Origin of the sequence: Pseudomonas sp. WS 5079 (assembly GCF_012985465.1) — a bacterium.
Taxonomy (GTDB): Bacteria; Pseudomonadota; Gammaproteobacteria; order Pseudomonadales; family Pseudomonadaceae; genus Aquipseudomonas.
The window spans coordinates 762,030-780,676 of the sequence record NZ_JAAQWN010000002.1; the positions used below are offsets into that span (position 1 = coordinate 762,030).

Sequence of the window (18,647 nt, forward strand, 5' to 3'; positions counted from 1 at the left end):
CTACATTTGGATATTAAGCATGATTATTTGCGCGGCTTGATCCGCGCAGTCGCCTCCGCCACCAGCGGGTCATCCGGCCAGTAATGCTTGGGGTACCGCCCTTTTAGATCCTTCCTTACCTCGGCGTAGGTACTGCGCCAGAAGTTCGCCAGATCCTGGGTCACCTGCACCGGCCGCCGCGCTGGCGACAGCAGGTGCAACTTCACCACCTGCCGCCCACCGGCAATGCGCGGAGTGTCGGCCAGGCCGAACAGCTCCTGCAGGCGCACCGCGAGAATCGGCGGCTGCTCACTGTAATCCAGGCGTACCGATGAGCCCGACGGCACTTTCAAATGCTGGGGCGCCAATTCGTCCAGGCGCTGGGGCAGAGGCCAGGGCAACAGGTTGTGCAGGAAGCTGGAGATGTCCAGGTTGGCGAAATGGCTCAAGCGCGAGACCTTGCCCAGGTACGGCATCAACCAGCGCTCCAGGCTGGCGAGCAAGGCGCTGTCACTGACGTCGGGCCATTCGCTGTTGCCGGCGTCCAGTTGGCGCAACAACGTGACACGGGCCTGCCACTGGCGCAGTTCCGGGGTCCAGGGCAGCAGTTCCAGGCCTTTGCGTCGCACCAGGTTGACCAGCGCCTGACTGCGGGCGGACTCGTCCAGGCCAGTCAGTGGCTCGCGGCTGAGCACCAATTCACCAACCTTGCGCTGGCGCTCGGCACGCAATACACCTTCGCGTTCGTCCCAATCCAGCTGATCGAAGCTGCGCACTTGCTCGGCCAATACCGAATCGAACAATGCCGGATCGAAGTCGGCGGCCAGGTAGATCCGCTCTTCACGCTGCCCCTGGCGGCTGCCCAGGTCGGCGATGACCAGCCACGGCTGTTTCATCAGGCTGTCGGCTTCGGCAAACAGCGCCGCGCGGCCATTGGCCAGGCGATACTCAGCGCCGCCGGCGCGGCGTTGCTGGGCCACCCGGTCCGGGTAGGCCAACGCCAGCAAGGCACCCAGCCAGCGCGGATGATCGGGATCGGCCACCGGTTGCTCGGCCTTGCCTCTGAGATAGCCGCGATATTGCCGCGCCAACTGCCTGGCCCGCTGCACACCACCTTGAGTGCCACGGGCCCGCTCCTCGCCGGACAGCAATGCCAGGCGACTGTGCAAATCCGCGCCCGCGCCGCGCAGGATGTCGCGCTCGCCCAGTAACGCGGCGACATCACAGGCCATATTCGCCAACCCCAGGTCCTGACCGCGCAACAACAAATGCGCGATACGTGGGTGCGCCGGCAGGCTGGCCATTTTCTGCCCGTGGGTGGTCAAGCTCGCGTCCTTCAACGCGCCCAGACGCTCAAGCAGATCCTGGGCCTGGGCATAGGCGGCGGTGGGCGGCACATCGAGCCACACCAGTTGCGTCGGCGTCACGCCCCAACGCGTCAGTTGCAGGGCCAGGCCGGCCAGGTCCGCCGAGAGGATCTCTGCGCTGCCATAGGCCGCCAGCCCTTCATGCTGGTCCTCGGACCACAGGCGGTAACATACGCCAGGCTCCAATCGCCCGGCCCGGCCGGCGCGCTGAGTGGCACTGGCACGGGAGATGCGCTGGGTGTCGAGGCGGGTCATGCCACTGCCTGGGTCGAAACGCGGGACCCGTGCCAACCCGGCGTCTATCACCACCCGCACGCCATTGATGGTCAGGCTGGTCTCGGCAATGTTGGTGGCCAGCACCACTTTGCGTTTGCCCGCCGGCGCCGGGTCGATGGCTGCCCGCTGGGCTGTCAGGTCGAGTTCGCCGTGCAGCGGGCAGAGCAGCACGTCGCTGCGCTCACCGAGGGCGTCCGCCAACTGCTGATTGACCCGGCGAATCTCCGCCTGCCCTGGCAGGAACACCAGCACGCTGCCGGTTTCGTCGTGCAGGGCTTCAAGGATGGTCTGCACCAGCCGCGGCTCGATAAATTCACCGGGCTGGAATGGCCGGCCCCAGCGCATCTGCACCGGGTACATGCGCCCTTCACTGCGCAGGATCGGCGCGTCGCCCAGCAGACCCGACAGGCGCTCGCCTTCGAGGGTGGCGGACATCAGGAGGATTTTCAGCGGCTGCTCGTCACGAAACAGCTCGCGGCCGTTCAGGCTCAGGGCCAGCGCCAGGTCGGCGTCGAGGCTGCGTTCGTGGAATTCGTCGAAGATCAGCAGACCCACGCCGTCCAGCGCAGGATCATCCTGCAGGCGGCGGGTGAGGATGCCTTCGGTGACCACCTCGATCCGCGTGTTGGGGCCGACCTTGCTGTCCAGGCGGATGCGGTAGCCGACGGTTTCGCCGACCTTCTCCCCCAACTCACTGGCCAGGCGTTCGGCGGCGGCGCGAGCGGCGAGCCGACGCGGTTCAAGCATCAGGATGGTTTGCCCGGCCAGCCAGGTTTCCTGCAACAGCGCCAACGGTACCCGTGTGGTTTTACCGGCGCCGGGCGGTGCTTCAAGCACCGCTTCATGGCGCGTCGCCAAGGCTTCACGCAAGGCGGGTAAAACATCATCGATTGGCAACGAATTCATACTGGCTCCAAGGCAGAGCGGCGAGTATAACGGCGAACGGCTGGATATCGATGGTCTCTCAGGTGCTCAAATACGGCCACATGTGGGAGTTGGCTTGCCTGCGATAGCGCTGGGCCAGTAGCGGATTTGTTCATTGACCCACCGCTATCGCAGGCAAGTCAGCTCCCACATTTGAGCGATGGCACCAGGCAGATCTGCTTTATAGTCACACCCTACAAGTGTTCAGGAGAATCCCATGCGTATTGCTTCCCGTGTCATCGGCGGTGTTCTGGCCGTCACCCTGCTGAGCCAACTGACGGCTTGCGGTTCGATTTTCTATCCTGATCGCCGTGGCCAGATCGACGGCAAGATCGACCCGGCAATTGCCGTGCTCGATGCGGTCGGCTTGCTGTTTTATGTGATCCCCGGCCTGATCGCCTTTGGCGTGGACTTCGCCACCGGCGCGATTTACTTCGAGCCCGGCAAAACCGCACAAGTGGCCCCCGAAAAACTGCAAGAAGCCATCGGCGCCGACGGCAAGGTGGATAACACCAAGCTGCAAACCATCATCGAGCACGAAACCGGCCGCAGCCTGCCGCTGGACGACCCGCGCCTGATCCAGTTCAAGGGCAGCGTGCAACAACTCGCCGCCCTGGGCCTGCAACCTGCGGCATAAGGATTTGAGCGCCCCATGAGCACCAGCACCGAACACGCCCGGCTCTTGCGCCTGGCTACCCGCGCCTCGGTCGGCGTGGCCTGTGTCTTGATTGTCGGCAAAGCCATCGCCTGGTGGCTCAGTGGTTCGGTGAGCATGCTCGCCGGGTTGACCGACTCGCTGCTCGATGGCGTGACCTCGCTGGTCAACCTGCTGGCGGTGCACTACGCGCTGCGCCCGGCGGATGACGATCACCGTTATGGGCATGGCAAGGCGGAATCCCTGGCGGGCATGGCCCAGGCGCTGTTTATCGCCGGCAGTGCGGTGTTGATCGCCTTCCAGGCGTACCAGCGTTTGCAGCACCCGGAACCGGTGGGTGCGCCCTGGCTGAGTATTGCGGTGATTGTGCTGTCGCTGGCGCTGACCGTGGCGCTGCTGATCCTGCAACACCGGGTCATCCGCGAAACCGGCTCGAATGCGGTGCGCGCCGACTCACTGCACTACCGTTCGGATCTGCTGCTCAACGGCAGCATTCTATTGGCGCTGGTGCTGGCCGCCTTCGGCTTGCATCAAGTCGATGCCTGGTTTGGCCTGGGGATCGCCGTCTACATCATCTGGAGCGCGATCCAGATCGCCCGGGAAAGCTTTGCGGTGCTGATGGATGAAGAGCTGCCGGCCGAAGTCAGCCAGCACATGCTCGAACTGGCCCAGGGCGTGCCTGGCGTGCTGGGCGCCCACGATTTGCGCACGCGGATCTCCGGCAACCACTGGTTTGTGCAGTTGCACCTGGAGTTACCGGGAGAGTTGAGCCTGTCGGTGGCCCATGGCATCAGCGACCAGGCCGCCGATGCCATCCACCAGGCCTATCCACGGGCCGAAGTGCTGGTGCACGCCGACCCGCAGGAAGTGGTCACGGGGAACAAGGCCTAGTAGGTCACCTGATACCCGCGGCTGCTCAGGCAGTTGCCCTGGGCCTGGCGGTAGGTTTGCACCACCGCCGGCGCAGGCGCGTAGGTGACTGTCTGGGGATCGAAGCCACTCTGCTGCACCGCCCAGCGATAGCAATCGTAACCGTCCTGCTGCACCTGGGCGGGCGATTGGCCGTTGGCGGGATAGGCCACCACGTCATAGCCATTGCCTTGGGGCGCCGGCTGCGGCGGCAGGCTGGCCATCGGCGGTTGCACCACCACGTACTGCTGGGTGCTGCTCTCGTAGCTGTAATAGGCGCCAGCGGCGAGGAAAAACAGCGCGCTGCCGACCCACACTTCCCGCGCATAGTCCGGCAGGTAATGCACACGAATCCCATAGGGCGGCGTGACCACTACATAGCGCGGGCCTTGGGGGCGATACCAATAGCCACCCGAGAAGAAATAGTCCTGGCCGCGATAGGGCACGCGGTAATTGCGGTCGGGGAAGCGGTCCACCGTGTAGCCGGGCCGATACTGCGGGCCCGGGCCCCAGCCGTTGCCGTGCCCGTCGGGGCGGCCTGGCCAGCGGTTGTCATTGGGGTGGCCGTCGTAGCCAGGACGCGAGCCGGGGCCGCCAGCTTGCCAATGCGGGTTGCCATCATTGCGCCGGGGAATGTCACGGTAGTTGCCCTGGCGCGGCTCCTGGGTCTGGCCGACAGAATCGGGCCGGGCCTGGATCGGCAGATTGCTTCCCGCCTGGGGTGCCGGGTGCGGGGCTTGATTGCCTTGCGGACGAGCCTGCCACTGGCCATTCTGGCCGCCGCGCTCGCCCTGCTGGTTTTGCGGGCGGGGCTGGTTGTGTTCCGGGCGCGGCTGGTTGTTCCCCGGCCCTCGCTCATGCTGCCCACCACCACCCTGCGGGCCTTGGCCCTGGCGGGGTGAATTGTCTCGTTCGTCGGCCATCACCTGAAAACCCATGGTGACCATCAACACACCTACACCTGCCAAACGCCAGATGGGCTTCATGCTATTCCTCACTGCGGATTAGGGCCTATGCATGAGACTGGAAAAGCCGGGCCCGGTTCTGCAACAGGTTAACAGTCACCCGCACAATTTTCGCCGGCAAAAGAAAAGGGGCGACCCGTCGGTCGCCCCTTGAGAACTTCGTCCTGGCTCAACGCTTATGACGTTGGCTCACCTCACGCCGTCTTGTGGACAGTGTGCAGCCCGGGGGCCGGCGCAACCCGGTGGGGTTGGCGGGCCGCAGCCGGCCTGATTGGGCGGGCTGCAGTGGACTCTATGTCCGGGCAGTGATTCTGTTGGTAATCATAGGCGTGAGGCGCTGGTAGATGATTGCGAAGATTGCGTCAATAAACAGTGCTTGCGCAATTTTTAACCCTGGATAGATAATTCGCAGCAATAGTTACGACAAAGGCCAGCCCCATGAGCAAACTTGACCGATACGACCTGAGTATTTTGGCGGAATTACAGCGCGACGCGAGGATCTCCAACCAGGAGCTGGCCGAGCGGATTGGCCTGTCGCCGTCACCCTGCTCGCGCCGGGTCAAGCAATTGGAGGACGACGGCTACATCTCACGCCAGGTCGCCCTGCTCGACCGCAAGATGCTCGGCCTGAGCCTTACGGCCTACGTATTGATCGGCATGGACCGACACACACCCGAGCGTTTCGAGAACTTTGAAGCGGCGATCCGCACCTTGCCGCAGGTGCTGGAGTGCAGCCTGGTCACCGGGATGGATGCCGACTACCAGCTGAAGGTGGTGGTGCCAGACATGGATCACTATCAAAAACTGCTGCTGGGCCACCTGACCCGGATCGAAGGCGTGACCAGCGTGCGCTCCAGCTTTGTGCTGAACCAGGTGCTCAACAGCACCGAGTTGCCGTTGACGCACCTGCGCACCTAAGACTCACCACTAACCCCCTGTAGGAGCTGGCTTGCCTGCGATAGCGAAATTTCAGTCGCTGATATGCCAGCTGACAGTCCGCTACCGCAGGCAAGCCAGCTCCCACATTTTGAGCGCGCTCAGGCAGTGACACCTGGGTGCGACGCACCGACGCAGGTCAACGTTGCACCTGCCGCCTTGCCTTATACTTCGCGCCTGCCTTTGTCGGAAACTGCCCAATGAATTCGATTGACCCCGTGCTGTTTGAAGAGTGGATGATGACCGGCCTGGTCACCCTCCTGATCATTTTCATGGGCTTTATCGTCTGGGACCTGGCGAAGAAGTCCAAGGCCGGGCGCTTTGGCTCGCTGATTCTGTTCTTCGTGCTGGGCCTGGGCGTGGCCGCGTTTATCATCAAGAGCGTGGTCATCGGCCTGATCGAGTCCGGGGCTTTATAAGCGCGCCGGCACTTCGCGGTACTGGCCTTGGCCCAGGCCTTCAATCGACCAGTCGCCGATTTTCACCCGCACCAGGCGCAACGTCGGCAAACCCACGGCGGCGGTCATGCGCCGCACCTGACGGTTGCGCCCCTCGCGGATCACCAGTTCCAACCAATAGGTCGGCAGGTTTTTACGAAAGCGTACCGGCGGGTTGCGTGGCCATAGCGCCGGCTCGTCCAGTCGACGGGCTTCAGCCGGCAAGGTCATGCCGTCATTCAACTCCACCCCCGCGCGCAAGCGTTGCAGATGCTCCTCGGTGGGCTCGCCCTCTACTTGCACCCAATAAGTTTTCGCCAGTTTGTGCTTGGGATCGGCAATCCGCGCCTGCAACTGGCCATCATTGGTCAGCAGCAACAGGCCTTCGCTGTCCCGATCCAGGCGCCCGGCCGGATAGATGCCCGGGATGTCGATGAAGTCCTTGAGGGTCGCCCGCCCGCCTTCGTCACTGAACTGGGTCAGCACGTCGAAAGGTTTGTTGAACAGGATCAACTTCGGCTCGGCCGGCGGCGCCTTGGCGACACGGCGAGCAGCGACATGGGGAGGTTTCACGCCAGGGCGGCGCGAGTCGGGACGGGGCGGACGGGACATGGCAACGGAATATCTAACGGTCAGGACCGACCATGCTAGTGGCCTGACCGTTAAATAACCACCCCGCTATTTAGCGGAACGGCGGCTCGTCAAAGCTGCGCAGCTTGCGCGAATGCAACGAGTTGAGCTCGGTGCGCAACAAGTCCACCGCCTCGATGCCGATCTTCAGGTGCTGGCTCACGGCCCGCTCATAGAACGCGTTGGCCGAACCAGGCAACTTGATTTCACTGTGCAACGGCTTGTCCGACACACACAGCAACGTGCCGTAAGGCACCCGCAAGCGGTAGCCTTGCGCGGCGATGGTGCCGCTTTCCATATCCACGGCCACCGCGCGGGACAAGTTGATCAGCGGCCGTTCCTGGGCCCAGCGCAGTTCCCAGTTGCGGTCGTCGTAGGTCAATACGGTGCCGGTGCGCAGGCGTTTTTTCAGCTCTTCGCCCTTCTCGCCAGTGACGTTGGCCGCCGCTTGTTGCAACGCCATCTGCACTTCGGCCAGGGCCGGGATCGGGATGTTCGGCGGCACCACGCGGTCGAGAATGCCATCACGCCGCATATAAGCGTGGGCCAGCACATAGTCGCCGATGGTCTGGGATTGGCGCAGGCCGCCACAGTGGCCAATCATCAACCAGCAATGGGGACGCAGCACCGCCAGGTGGTCGGTGATGTTCTTCGCATTGGACGGACCGACACCGATGTTGACCAGGGTCACGCCGTGGCCATCGCTGGCCTGCAAGTGGTAGGCCGGCATCTGATAACGGTGCCAGACCACGCCTGCGGCAATGGCAGACGCTTCGCCATGGTCCATGCCTTTTTCGATGATCACGTTGCCCGGCAGCACCATGCGGATAAAGCGTGGGTCGCTGCGCAACTGCTCCAGGCCATGGACGATGAACTGGTCGACATAGCGGTGGTAGTTGGTCAGCAGAATCCACGGCTGCACATGGCGCCAATCGCTGCCGGTGTAGTGCACCAGGCGGCGCAGGGAGAAATCCACGCGGGCCGCATCGAACAGCGCCAGGGGCAGTGGGTCGGTGTTTTCCCAGTCATACAGGCCATCGGCGATGCCATCGGTGGCGGCGGACAGGTCAGTGCTGGGGAATACCCGCGCCAGGGTCGCGGCGGTCACCCCGGAGCCAGCCAGTTCGTCGCCCTGCTCCACCACGTATGGATAAGGGATGTTCTGCTGGCTGACGCCCACTTCCACCGTCACGGTGAAGTCGTGCATCAGCGGCACCAGTTGTTCCAGCAAGTATTTACGGAACGCCGCCGGATGGGTGACGGTGACGCTGTAGGTACCCGGCAACTGCACCTTGGCGTAAGCGCGAGTGGTCTGTGGGACTTCGCCGTGGCAGTGATAGGTCAGGCGCAGTTCCGGGTAACGAAACAGCGCACGTTGTGCGGCGTCGGGCTCGACGCGATCCTTGAGGTATTGCTTGAGAGCCTGGTTGAGCGCGCCGGTGGCACGCTCATGCAGAGCCGCCAGCCGGTCCACGGCCTCTTCGGCGGTTTGAACGACAACAAAAGCTTCGGTCACGGTAGGCTTCCTGTTTTCTTACATGCAGGAGGTCATCTTGCCTGCATCGCCGCCAGACGCAAACTCTGAATTGGCACGCCCACTCAAGATCAATGCAATCTCTGTGGGAGCTGGCTCGCCTGCGATGGCGGCGGGTCAGCCAATACATAGGTAATTGACCCAGCGCTATCGCAGGCAAGCCAGCTCCCACATTTTTTACCGGGTTTATTCAGAGAGACGGGGTTGAGCGGGCGACGATGGCCTGCACATCCACACCCCGTGGCAAGGTGCCGTATACCCGCCCCGACGACTCACCCAGGCGGCTGGCTATAAATCCATCGCTGACACTGGCATTGCCCGCCTCCAGCAACAACTTGGCCTGCAACGCCACGGCAATGTCCTCGGTCAGCTGTCGCGCCCGGTACTGGATGTCCTGGGTGTCCATAAACGCCGATTTCAACTGCTCGATATGCCGAGCCAGGCGTTTATCGCCATGCCCGTCGCCTAACTCGACAAACAATGTTTCCAGCACGCCCGGCTCTTTCGACAAGGCCCGCAGCACGTCCAGGCATTGCACGTTGCCAGAACCTTCCCACGTCGAATTGACCGGCGCCTCACGGTACAGGCGCGGCAGGATGCTGTCCTCGACATACCCGGCGCCGCCCATGCATTCGGCGGCTTCGTTGATCATCGCCGGGGCACGTTTGCAGATCCAATACTTGCCCACCGCCGTCACCAACCGCGCGAACTTGGCCTCCTGCTCATCATCCAGATGATCCAGCGCCCGCCCCATGCGCAGGCTCAAGGCCAGGGCCGCCTCGCTTTCCAGGGCCAGGTCGGCCAGCACGTTTTGCATCAACGGTTGCTCACTGAGCACCCGGCCACCGACCAACCGATGAGCGCAATGATGGCTGGCCTGGGTCAGCGCCTGGCGCATCAAGGAGCTGGAACCGACCATGCAATCGAACCGGGTCATGGCCACCATCTCGATAATGGTCGGCACCCCACGGCCTTCTTCGCCGACCATCCACGCCAGGGCCCCGCGGAATTCGACTTCGCTGGAGGCGTTGGAGCAATTGCCGAGCTTGTTTTTCAGGCGCTGGATATAGAACTGATTGCGCGTGTCATCCGGACGCTGCCTTGGCAGTAGGAAGCAGGTCAGGCCCTTGTCAGTCTGGGCCAGGGTGAGGAAGGCATCGCACATCGGTGCCGAGCAGAACCACTTGTGGCCTACCAGCTCATAGGGCTGGCCAGGGCCGCCGGCGCCCACGGGATAAGCGCGGGTGGTGTTGGCGCGCACATCGGTGCCGCCCTGCTTCTCGGTCATGGCCATGCCGATGGTTGCGCCAGCCTTGTGGGCGATGCCGACATTGCGCGGGTCATATTCGGTGTTGAGGATTTTTGGTAGCCAGCTATCAGCCAGGTCTGGCTGCAGGCGCAGGGCCGGTACGCAGGCGAAGGTCATGGTCAGCGGGCAACCGGTGCCGGCTTCGGCCTGGCTGTGCAGGTAGGTCATGGCCGCACGGGCAACATGCGCGCCAGGCTGCGGATGGGCCCAGGGCAGCGACGGCAGGCCATGTTCAACGGCGGTGCGCATCAGCTCGTGATAGGCCGGATGAAACTCCACCAGGTCAATGCGGTGACCATAGCGATCATGGCTGCTGAACACTGGCTTGTTCTGATTCGCCAGGAACCCCGCCTCCATCAGCGGCCCGCCTGCCAAGGCGCCGTAGGTATCGATACGCGCTTCGGCCCAGCCCGCCCCGAAGCGCCGCGACCACTCTTGCAAGGGCAGGTCGAGGCGATACAGATTGGCGCCGTCCAGGGACGGCGGCTGGTTGGTAACGTCGTGGGTTTCGGCGAACTGGTGCAGATTCATGACGGGCCTCCTGATAAAAGGCCACGTTCATTGGGGCCTTGAATTCAGTTAAGCATCGTCACCACCCTTAAAAAAGTGGCATATGCGCCTAACTGCCGGCGCTTTCACCCTCTAGCGGGCACAGCAGGCGCCGCTGCAAGACCGCCTGCAACAGCTCGAAACGCACCGGCTTGAGTAACTGCTCGGTCAAGCCGATGCCATGACAATGCTGGCGCGCGCTGCCTTGCAGGGAGTCGCTCAAGGCGATCACCGGCAGCTCAGCGCAGCCTGGCAAGGCGCGGACCTGGCAACACAGGGAGAAGCCGTCCTCGGGCACATCCAGCAGCACCGCATCAAACGCCCCTTCCTGCAGCATCGCCAGGGCTACGGGGCCGCTGTCGGCCACTTTTACCCGGTAGCCCAACTTGAGCAACATGCCGCGCAAGACCAATTGCGAGACGCTGTTGTCGTCCACCAGCAGTACCGTGCAGTCCTGTGGCGCGCGGTGCAGTTCCACGGCCCGGGACGGCTCCGGCGGCACCGCGATAACCGCCACCTCCAGCTGGAAACGGCTGCCTTTGCGCGGTTCGGAATGATGGGTCAGGCGCCCACCGAGCAATTCGATCAACTGCCGGCAGATTGCCAGGCCAATACCCAGGCCGCCGTATTCGCGGGTGGTCGAGCCATCCACCTGGAAGAAACGCTGATACAGGGTCGCCTCATCCAACTGCGCAAAGCCAATCCCGGAGTCAGTGACGATAAAGGTCAGATGCAAATGGCCATCAGCCCGGGGCACCCCCACCACACGTACGCGCACGGCACCTTCGTGGGTGAACTTGAACGCGTTATCCAGCAGGCATTCCAGGCACTGCATCAGTTTGCCAGCATCGCCCTCCAGGCGATCGGGCAACTCGCCCGCCACATCAATGGAAAACTCCAGGCCCTTGCCCTGGGCATTACCCAGGAACTGCTGGCGCAAGGTATCGAGCACCCCGCGCAGGCTGAACACCTGCGGCTGCGCGCTAAGGCGGCCGGCCTGCAGCTCGGTGAGGGTGAGGATGCCGTTGACCATGCGCATCATGTCCCGCGCCGAGCCGGCGGCGGTTTGCTGGTACTGCGCGAGGTCGCCGGCCAGGGGCTCGGTCTGCATCAGTTCCAGTGAACCAATCACCCCGTTCATCGGCGTGCGCAGTTCATGGGTCAGGGTCGCGAGGAATTCGTCTTTCAACTGGTTGCTGTGGGCCAGTTGCTGGTTGAGCACTTCCAGTTTCTGGCTGGCATCAAACAGGATTTGCGCCTGCTGTTCGCGCATCGCGTTGATCCGGTCGGCCAGGGCCAGGGACAACAGGGCGACTTCGATGGCCGAGCCGATCTGGCTGGAGTACATGGTGAGAAACACATTGGGCAGGTAGCCCAACACCATCATCGTGTTGACCACCCCGCCGATCAGGAACGCCGACCAGGCGATGATGAAATACCGCGCCACGCGCTGGCCACAGCACCAGGCCCTGATCCCGGCGACAAAGATGGTCACGGTGAAAATCAGCGCCAGCGCGGTCGCCAGGCGCAGGGCCAGGGCATAGCTGGTCATCAGCGACAACACCATCACCACCGCCCCCGTGCCCACCAGCACCAGCAGCAGCCGGTCCACCCAGCGACTATAGAGGGCGGTGTGCAGGAAGCTGCGGGCAAACAGGCTGCCAAACAATGCCGACGCGCCGATCAGGAACGGCGTCGCCGCATTTGCCCACCAGGGGTTGTCCGGCCAGAAATACTCCACCGCCGCGCCATTCACCGAAAGCTGGTACATGCCGAACGAGGCGATATAGAGGATGTAATAGAGGTAGCTGGTATCGCGCACGCTGAGGTAGATGAACAGGTTGTATACCAGCATCCCCAGCAGCACACCGTAGATCAGGCCCAGCACATACAGGCGCAGCGGCTGGTCTTCCAGGTAGGCGGTGCTCGACCATAGGGTCAACGGGGCCTGGATCGAGCCTTCGCTTTGCAGGCGCAGATAGAGGGTCTTCTCCTCGCCCGCCTTGAAATCGACATTGAACAGGTAGTTGTTCTGGCGGATTTCCCGGCTGGCAAACGGCAATGCATCCCCGGTGCGCCCGGCCAGGCGGTAGCCACCGGCGCCATCGGGCACGTACAACTCAAGATGATCCAGGGGCGGATAGGCCAGTTCCAGCAGCCAGGTGCGCTGGGCGTGGGGATCCTTGGGCAAGTAATGCAGGTCGACCTTGAGCCAGAACGCCGAGCGTGAATAGCCGGCATTGAGCGTGTCTTTATCATGGCGGGTGTAGCGGTTGGCCAGTGCCGCGGAACGGGCATCGGCGATAGTGACGCTGCCACTGGGATCTTCGAGGACTTGCATGATCCGGCCGAGGGGAAGGCTGCGGGTGGTTTCATTGAACTCGACGGCGCCGGCCAGCATCGGCAGCCCGCACAAGAGAAACATCAGCAAATAGCGCATAGAGCCCCAGCGTGGCCTGTCCGGTTATGTCAAAAGCCCCCCATTCCTTTTGAGATGACGTACACCGGCGATACATTTAAGTTGTTTGGATCCACTCTAGCATAGCCGGTAAAGGCCAAAAGACACCATTGAAATAATTTTTTGAAAGGCTCTAGGACGGGGCTTTCAGCGTTCAATCGCCCACAAATGAATGATGGCTTATAGCCATTTTTGCGCATGCTCCGGCGTAAAATACAAGCACTGCCCGACAGCCACGCAAAAAGCGTTTGGTGGTAAGCTCGCGCACCATGAATATCTACAGCTCCCGCCCCGTTGTCCTCTGTCTCTCCGGCCATGATCCCAGTGGTGGCGCCGGCTTGCAGGCAGATATCGAAGCCCTGCTCGCCCAAGGCTGTCATGCGGCCCCAGCCGTGACCGCGCTGACCGTGCAGAACACCGTCAATGTCAGTGATTTTCGCGTGCTCGACCGCGAGTGGGTATTGGCCCAGGCCAACGCCGTGCTCGGCGACTCGCAAGTTGCGGCGGTCAAGCTGGGCATGCTCGGCTCCACCGTGATGGTCGATACCGTGGTCGAACTGCTCCAGCAGCAGCCGCACCTGCCGGTGGTTTGCGACCCGGTGCTGCGCGCCGGTGGCGGCGGCAGCCTGGGCAAGGATGAGGTCGGTTATGCGATGCGCGAGCGGCTGTTGCCGTTGTCGCTGATCGCCACGCCCAACCTGCCTGAAGCACGCATCCTCGCCGAACTGCCCGAAGGCACGGCAGACGAATGCGCCGAAAAGCTGCTGCCGTTTATCAAGCACCTGTTGATCACCGGCGGTCATGGCGACGAGCATGAGGTGCACAATCGCCTGTACAGCCGCGACGGCACGCGCCGCACCTTCACCTGCCAGCGCCTGCCCGGTAGCTATCATGGCTCCGGCTGCACCCTGGCAAGCGCCCTGGCCGGCCGCCTGGCCCAGGGCGAAGGCCTGGCCAGCGCCGTGGAGTCGGCACTCAACTACACCTGGCGCACCCTGCGGGACGCCGAACAACTGGGCCAAGGGCAATTTGTGCCGCGGCGCCTGCCACTGGATTTCTGTTCGTAACACCAAGGGGCCTGCTCGATGAAATTACGTGGCCTGTATGCCATTACCGACAGCCAACTATTGGCCGGTAAGTTCCTGTCCTACGTCGAGGCCGCGCTGGAAGGCGGCGTGACCTTGCTGCAATACCGCGACAAGAGCAGCGACGAGGCCCGTCGCCTGCGCGAAGCCCAGGCGCTGCGTGAACTGTGCGCGCGCTACAAGACCCAGTTGATCATCAATGATGATGCCGAACTGGCCGCGCGCCTTGGCGTCGGCGTCCACCTGGGCCAGACCGACGGCCCGCTGACCCCGGCCCGGGCGCTGCTCGGGCGCAATGCCATCATCGGTTCCACCTGCCACAGCCAGATCGAACTGGCCGAACAAGCCGCGCGCGAAGGCGCCAGCTATGTTGCCTTTGGCCGTTTCTTCAACTCCACGACCAAGCCCGGCGCGCCCGCGGCCACCGTTGAAATGCTCGCCCAGGCCCGCGCCCGCTTGCAGCTGCCGATCTGCGTGATCGGCGGCATCACCCTGGAAAACGCCGCGCCCCTGGTGGAGCACGGCGCCGATCTGCTGGCGGTGGTCCACGGCCTGTTCGGTGCCGACAGCACCCAGGAAGTGACGCGCCGCGCCCGCGCCTTCAACGAACTCCTCAAATCCTGAATTCAGAGAGCCTGCCCATGTCTCGTTCCGAAACGTTGTTTGCCAATGCCCAGAAACACATCCCCGGTGGTGTGAACTCCCCCGTGCGTGCGTTCAAGAGCGTCGGCGGCACGCCCCTGTTCTTCAAGCACGCCGAAGGCGCCTACGTCACCGACGAAGATGACAAGCGCTACGTGGACTACGTCGGTTCATGGGGCCCGATGATCCTCGGCCACAGCCATCCCGACGTGCTGGACGCGGTGCGCAAGCAGTTGGAGCATGGTTTGTCGTATGGCGCACCCACCGCCATGGAAACCGAGATGGCGGACCTGGTGTGTTCGATCGTGCCGTCGATGGAGATGGTGCGCATGGTCAGCTCCGGTACTGAAGCGACCATGAGCGCGATTCGCCTGGCCCGTGGGTTCACCGGCCGCGACAGCATCATCAAGTTCGAAGGCTGCTACCACGGCCACTCCGACAGCCTGCTGGTCAAGGCCGGTTCCGGCCTGCTGACCCAGGGCGTACCGAGTTCGGCGGGCGTGCCAGCAGCGTTTGCCAAGCACACCCTGACCCTGCCGTTCAATGACATCGGCGCCGTCGAGCAGATGCTCAGCGAAGTCGGTCAGGAGGTGGCGTGCATCATCGTCGAGCCGGTGGCCGGCAACATGAACTGCGTGCCACCGGCCCCGGGATTCCTCGAAGGTCTGCGTGAGCAGTGCGACAAGCACGGCGTGGTGTTGATCTTCGACGAAGTGATGACCGGTTTTCGCGTCGCCCTCGGCGGCGCCCAGGCTCACTACGGTGTAACGCCGGACCTGAGCACCTTCGGCAAAATCATCGGCGGCGGCATGCCGGTAGGCTGCTTCGGCGGCAAGCGCGAGATCATGCAGCACATCGCGCCACTGGGCCCGGTCTACCAGGCTGGCACCCTGTCCGGTAACCCGCTGGCCATGGCCGCCGGCCTGACCACCCTGCGCCTGATCAGCCGCCCGGGCTTCCATGCCGAACTGAGCGACTACACCACCCGCCTGTTGGACGGCCTGCAACAACGCGCCGATGCGGCGGGCATCCCGTTCGTCACCACCCAGGCCGGCGGCATGTTCGGCCTGTATTTCAGCGGCGCCGACGATATCGTCACCTTTGACGATGTGATGGGCAGCGATGCCAACCTGTTCAAGCGCTTCTTCCACCTGATGCTCGAAGGCGGTGTGTACCTGGCACCGAGTGCCTTCGAGGCCGGTTTCACCTCCATCGCCCATGGCGAAGCCGAGCTGAAACTGACCCTGGATGCTGCCGAGCGTGCCTTCGCCGCTTTGAAGTAAGACAGCCACAACCTGACGCCGCCCCTGGTGGCGTCAGATTTGCTACCTTGCTTACAGAAATTTCCTCGTTTTTTCGAGAAATCACCTGCAATCCGGCAGATAACTTGCCCACGCAGCAGAAAAACGAGTAAAGACTTTGTAAGCAGAGGCCTGCTTATTTCATAATGCGCGCTTATTGGATCCCCACGTGGCTCCACGCGCCCCGTCAGAGGTAAGTCGATTCCCATGAAACGCACCGGCCGCACCCTGGTTCTGGGCTGCCTGTTGCTCCTTCAACCGCTGCTTGCACATGCACAAGCGGGCGGCAACTCGTTGTTGATCCCAGCGATGGGTCGTTGCACCCTCAATACTCAGCCCGACAGTCAGGCCGAGGCGCTGAACGCCTGCCAGGCCCTGGCCGATAGCGGGGATGCGCAGGCGCAATACGAGTTGGGCGAATTCTTCTACGACGACAAAAACCCTGCCCGCGACCTGAACAAAGCCCTGAGCTTCTTCGAGAAAGCCTCGTTGCAGGGCCACGCCCAGGCGCAGTTCAAGCTGGGCAGCATGTTCTTCCACGGCGAAGGCGTGCCGGCCAATAACGTGCAGGCGTATATCGTGCTGAAGATGGCGGCGGTCAACGGCGCCGAAGATGCCCTCGACACCGCTGACGAAGTGGCCGAGCACATGCAGCGTGATGAGCTCGAAGTGGCGACCCAGGTGCTGGGGCAGATTTTCCGCAATTACTTGCAGGAATTGCAGAGTGCGGATGGGCGTTCACCCTTTTCGCCGCTGCCTTGAGGTTGTCTAAACCCTTCTGACGTCATCGCAGGCAAGCCAGCTCCCACATTTGAATGCGTTCACAAATCAAAATGTGCGAGCTGGCTTGCCTGCGATAGGCGCAACGCGGTCTAAAAGCCTACTTCTCAGGCATCGGCATCGGAAACGGCATGACATTGCTCATGCCCCGCGCTTCGCTGATCTTCGGCGTACCCAAGCGTTCGACTTCATCGATACGCACAATCGAATGCATCGGCACAAAACTGCGCACCACGCCTTCGAACTGGGCCTTGAGCTTTTCCTCGCCCGGATCGACGACCAGTTGCGTGCGCTCGCCAAAGACGAACTCTTCCACTTCCAGGAAGCCCCACAGATCACTTTGATAGATCTGCTTGGCGTACATTTCGAACACCTGGCCCTGGTTAAGGAAAATCACCTTGTAGATTGGAGCTTCACGTTTGGTCATGGGGGGCGGGCAGCACATCGGCGGATATAAATGAGGGCGCGAACTATAGCATGGCACCCGATGCACAGTGCTAGGAACCAATGGGCATGCCCCCTATAATGCGCGGTTCTTTACCACCAGTTGACGATTCCCATGGCCAAGAAGCTTTACATCGAAACCCACGGTTGCCAGATGAACGAGTACGACAGCTCGCGCATGGTCGATCTGCTGGGTGAACATCAGGCCCTGGAAGTCACGGCTCGCGCCGAAGATGCCGACGTGATCCTGCTCAATACCTGCTCGATCCGCGAACGGGCCCAGGACCGGGTCTACTCGCAGCTGGGCCGTTGGCGCGAACTGAAACTGGCCAACCCGGACATGGTAATCGCCGTCGGCGGTTGCGTGGCCAGCCAGGAAGGCGCCGCCATTCGTGACCGCGCGCCCTACGTCGACGTGGTCTTCGGCCCGCAGACCCTGCACCGCCTGCCGGAAATGATCGACGCTGCGCGTATCACCAAGCTGCCGCAGGTGGACGTCTCGTTCCCGGAAATCGAAAAATTCGACCATTTGCCCGAACCACGCATCGACGGCCCCAGCGCCTATGTGTCGGTCATGGAAGGTTGCAGCAAGTACTGCACCTTCTGCGTGGTGCCTTATACCCGTGGCGAAGAAGTCAGCCGGCCGTTCGACGATGTGCTTGCAGAAATCATCCACCTGGCCGAAAACGGCGTGCGTGAAGTGACCCTGCTGGGGCAGAACGTCAACGGCTACCGCGGCCAGACCCACGATGGGCGCCTGGCGGACCTGGCCGAGCTGATTCGCGTGGTTGCGGCGGTAGATGGCATCGAGCGGATTCGCTACACCACCTCGCACCCGCTGGAGTTCTCCGACAGCCTGATCCAGGCCCACGCCGAAGTGCCGGAGCTGGTCAAGCACCTGCACTTGCCGGTGCAATCGGGTTCGGACCGTATCCTTTCGGCGATGAAGCGCAACCACACGGCGCTGGAATACAAGTCCAAGCTGCGCAAACTGCGGGCCGCCGTGCCGGGCATCTGCATCAGCTCGGACTTTATCGTTGGGTTCCCCGGCGAGACCGAGAAAGACTTCCAGCAGACCATGAAGCTGATTGAAGACGTCGGTTTCGACTTCTCCTACTCCTTCGTCTACAGCCAGCGCCCCGGCACTCCGGCTGCCGACTTGGTCGACGAAACCCCGGAGGAGCTGAAAAAGGAGCGCCTGAACGCGCTGCAACATCGCCTCAACCAGCAAGGCTTCGAGATCAGCCGACAGATGGTCGGTTCGACCCAGCGTATCCTGGTCACCGATTACTCGAAGAAAGACCCGGGCGAGTTGCAGGGGCGCACCGAGAACAACCGGATCGTCAACTTCCGCTGTGATAACCCGACACTGATCGGCCAGTTCGCCGACGTGCACATCGACGCGGCGCAACCGCACTCGCTGCGCGGCTCGCTGATCCAGTAACCCATCAATACTCCTGACTGGTG

Annotated in this window: 17 protein-coding genes; 9 read left to right on the plus strand and 8 right to left on the minus strand. The window is 62.6% G+C overall.

Going from position 1 to position 18,647, the window contains the following annotated elements:
* Window positions 1-23: 23 nt before the first annotated feature.
* On the minus strand, window positions 24-2,528 hold the full coding sequence (gene hrpB / locus HBO05_RS08030; RefSeq protein WP_172312290.1) for an ATP-dependent helicase HrpB: 2,505 nt from the start codon (window positions 2,526-2,528) through the stop codon (window positions 24-26).
* Between the two features lie 235 nt (window positions 2,529-2,763).
* On the opposite strand from hrpB, the gene HBO05_RS08035 reads away from it, so the two are divergent.
* Both HBO05_RS08035 and HBO05_RS08040 read left to right on the plus strand, forming a co-directional pair.
* Window positions 2,764-3,183 carry a polyribonucleotide nucleotidyltransferase gene (locus tag HBO05_RS08035; protein WP_169951165.1) on the plus strand — a complete coding sequence of 140 codons (420 nt, stop codon included), beginning with the start codon at window positions 2,764-2,766 and terminating at the stop codon, window positions 3,181-3,183.
* 15 nt (window positions 3,184-3,198) lie between these two features.
* Window positions 3,199-4,092, plus strand: coding sequence for a cation diffusion facilitator family transporter (locus tag HBO05_RS08040; protein WP_169951167.1), 894 nt, complete (start codon window positions 3,199-3,201; stop codon window positions 4,090-4,092).
* On the opposite strand, the gene HBO05_RS08045 is transcribed toward HBO05_RS08040, so the two are convergent.
* Window positions 4,089-5,096 carry a DUF6515 family protein gene (locus tag HBO05_RS08045; protein WP_172312292.1) on the minus strand — a complete coding sequence of 336 codons (1,008 nt, stop codon included), beginning with the start codon at window positions 5,094-5,096 and terminating at the stop codon, window positions 4,089-4,091. The two genes, HBO05_RS08040 and HBO05_RS08045, sit on opposite strands and share 4 nt — an antisense overlap.
* A 417-nt stretch (window positions 5,097-5,513) precedes the next feature.
* Here HBO05_RS08045 and HBO05_RS08050 point away from each other — a divergent pair, with 417 nt between their 5' ends.
* Together HBO05_RS08050 and HBO05_RS08055 are read left to right on the plus strand one after the other, a co-directional pair.
* On the plus strand, window positions 5,514-5,993 hold the full coding sequence (locus HBO05_RS08050) for an Lrp/AsnC family transcriptional regulator (protein ID WP_003176264.1): 480 nt from the start codon (window positions 5,514-5,516) through the stop codon (window positions 5,991-5,993).
* Between the two features lie 227 nt (window positions 5,994-6,220).
* Window positions 6,221-6,430: a DUF2788 domain-containing protein gene (locus HBO05_RS08055; protein ID WP_038448064.1), complete on the plus strand. Its 210-nt coding sequence runs from the start codon at window positions 6,221-6,223 to the stop codon at window positions 6,428-6,430.
* On the opposite strand, the gene HBO05_RS08060 is transcribed toward HBO05_RS08055, so the two are convergent.
* The 5 genes from HBO05_RS08060 to HBO05_RS08080 form a co-directional block, all read right to left on the minus strand.
* Complete coding sequence (locus tag HBO05_RS08060; protein WP_262376926.1) at window positions 6,425-7,060, minus strand: pseudouridine synthase; 636 nt, start codon at window positions 7,058-7,060, stop codon at window positions 6,425-6,427. The genes HBO05_RS08055 and HBO05_RS08060 overlap by 6 nt on opposite strands.
* Before the next feature lie 70 nt (window positions 7,061-7,130).
* Window positions 7,131-8,594, minus strand: a complete 1,464-nt coding sequence (gene amn, locus HBO05_RS08065; protein WP_029292211.1) for an AMP nucleosidase — start codon at window positions 8,592-8,594, stop codon at window positions 7,131-7,133.
* 208 nt (window positions 8,595-8,802) lie between these two features.
* Window positions 8,803-10,452 carry an acyl-CoA dehydrogenase family protein gene (locus tag HBO05_RS08070; RefSeq protein ID WP_169951171.1) on the minus strand — a complete coding sequence of 550 codons (1,650 nt, stop codon included), beginning with the start codon at window positions 10,450-10,452 and terminating at the stop codon, window positions 8,803-8,805.
* 88 nt (window positions 10,453-10,540) lie between these two features.
* The gene (locus HBO05_RS08075; RefSeq protein ID WP_172312294.1) at window positions 10,541-12,910 is read right to left on the minus strand and encodes a 7TM diverse intracellular signaling domain-containing protein; all 2,370 of its coding nucleotides are present in this window, start codon (window positions 12,908-12,910) and stop codon (window positions 10,541-10,543) included.
* Window positions 12,911-12,939: 29 nt separating this feature from the next.
* Window positions 12,940-13,308: a hypothetical protein gene (locus HBO05_RS08080; RefSeq protein ID WP_172311870.1), complete on the minus strand. Its 369-nt coding sequence runs from the start codon at window positions 13,306-13,308 to the stop codon at window positions 12,940-12,942.
* On the opposite strand from HBO05_RS08080, the gene HBO05_RS08085 reads away from it, so the two are divergent.
* From HBO05_RS08085 to HBO05_RS08100, 4 genes are all read left to right on the plus strand, one after another.
* Window positions 13,198-13,995, plus strand: a complete 798-nt coding sequence (locus HBO05_RS08085) for a hydroxymethylpyrimidine/phosphomethylpyrimidine kinase (RefSeq protein ID WP_169951175.1) — start codon at window positions 13,198-13,200, stop codon at window positions 13,993-13,995. The genes HBO05_RS08080 and HBO05_RS08085 overlap by 111 nt on opposite strands.
* 18 nt (window positions 13,996-14,013) lie before the next feature.
* Window positions 14,014-14,637, plus strand: a complete 624-nt coding sequence (gene thiE, locus HBO05_RS08090; protein ID WP_169951178.1) for a thiamine phosphate synthase — start codon at window positions 14,014-14,016, stop codon at window positions 14,635-14,637.
* 17 nt (window positions 14,638-14,654) lie between these two features.
* Window positions 14,655-15,938 (plus strand): glutamate-1-semialdehyde 2,1-aminomutase, encoded by a 1,284-nt coding sequence (gene hemL, locus HBO05_RS08095; RefSeq protein ID WP_169951180.1) that lies wholly within the window; start codon window positions 14,655-14,657, stop codon window positions 15,936-15,938.
* A gap of 225 nt (window positions 15,939-16,163) precedes the next feature.
* Window positions 16,164-16,718 carry a tetratricopeptide repeat protein gene (locus tag HBO05_RS08100; protein ID WP_169951182.1) on the plus strand — a complete coding sequence of 185 codons (555 nt, stop codon included), beginning with the start codon at window positions 16,164-16,166 and terminating at the stop codon, window positions 16,716-16,718.
* A 118-nt stretch (window positions 16,719-16,836) separates the two neighbouring features.
* Here the strand turns inward: HBO05_RS08100 and HBO05_RS08105 are convergent, their stop codons facing one another.
* The gene (locus HBO05_RS08105; protein ID WP_003215457.1) at window positions 16,837-17,163 is read right to left on the minus strand and encodes a DUF1820 family protein; all 327 of its coding nucleotides are present in this window, start codon (window positions 17,161-17,163) and stop codon (window positions 16,837-16,839) included.
* A 132-nt stretch (window positions 17,164-17,295) separates the two neighbouring features.
* On the opposite strand from HBO05_RS08105, the gene miaB reads away from it, so the two are divergent.
* Window positions 17,296-18,624 carry a tRNA (N6-isopentenyl adenosine(37)-C2)-methylthiotransferase MiaB gene (gene miaB / locus HBO05_RS08110; protein ID WP_057439015.1) on the plus strand — a complete coding sequence of 443 codons (1,329 nt, stop codon included), beginning with the start codon at window positions 17,296-17,298 and terminating at the stop codon, window positions 18,622-18,624.
* Window positions 18,625-18,647 lie beyond the last annotated feature (23 nt).

Bases quoted from the DNA above. Each gene is read 5' to 3' on its own strand.
- HBO05_RS08035 (WP_169951165.1), top strand. From the start codon at position 2,764: ATGCGTATTGCTTCCCGTGTCATCGGCGGTGTTCTGGCCGTCACCCTG.
- HBO05_RS08060 (WP_262376926.1), bottom strand. From the start codon at position 7,060: ATGTCCCGTCCGCCCCGTCCCGACTCGCGCCGCCCTGGCGTGAAACCT.
- HBO05_RS08100 (WP_169951182.1), top strand. From the start codon at position 16,164: ATGAAACGCACCGGCCGCACCCTGGTTCTGGGCTGCCTGTTGCTCCTT.
- hemL (WP_169951180.1), top strand. From the start codon at position 14,655: ATGTCTCGTTCCGAAACGTTGTTTGCCAATGCCCAGAAACACATCCCC.
- HBO05_RS08085 (WP_169951175.1), top strand. From the start codon at position 13,198: ATGAATATCTACAGCTCCCGCCCCGTTGTCCTCTGTCTCTCCGGCCAT.
- HBO05_RS08040 (WP_169951167.1), top strand. From the start codon at position 3,199: ATGAGCACCAGCACCGAACACGCCCGGCTCTTGCGCCTGGCTACCCGC.
- HBO05_RS08050 (WP_003176264.1), top strand. From the start codon at position 5,514: ATGAGCAAACTTGACCGATACGACCTGAGTATTTTGGCGGAATTACAG.
- hrpB (WP_172312290.1), bottom strand. From the start codon at position 2,528: ATGAATTCGTTGCCAATCGATGATGTTTTACCCGCCTTGCGTGAAGCC.
- thiE (WP_169951178.1), top strand. From the start codon at position 14,014: ATGAAATTACGTGGCCTGTATGCCATTACCGACAGCCAACTATTGGCC.
- HBO05_RS08105 (WP_003215457.1), bottom strand. From the start codon at position 17,163: ATGACCAAACGTGAAGCTCCAATCTACAAGGTGATTTTCCTTAACCAG.
- HBO05_RS08045 (WP_172312292.1), bottom strand. From the start codon at position 5,096: ATGAAGCCCATCTGGCGTTTGGCAGGTGTAGGTGTGTTGATGGTCACC.
- HBO05_RS08070 (WP_169951171.1), bottom strand. From the start codon at position 10,452: ATGAATCTGCACCAGTTCGCCGAAACCCACGACGTTACCAACCAGCCG.
- HBO05_RS08075 (WP_172312294.1), bottom strand. From the start codon at position 12,910: ATGCGCTATTTGCTGATGTTTCTCTTGTGCGGGCTGCCGATGCTGGCC.
- HBO05_RS08080 (WP_172311870.1), bottom strand. From the start codon at position 13,308: ATGACAGCCTTGGGCGAGCAGGGCTTCGATATCTGCCTGCAAGCCGGC.
- miaB (WP_057439015.1), top strand. From the start codon at position 17,296: ATGGCCAAGAAGCTTTACATCGAAACCCACGGTTGCCAGATGAACGAG.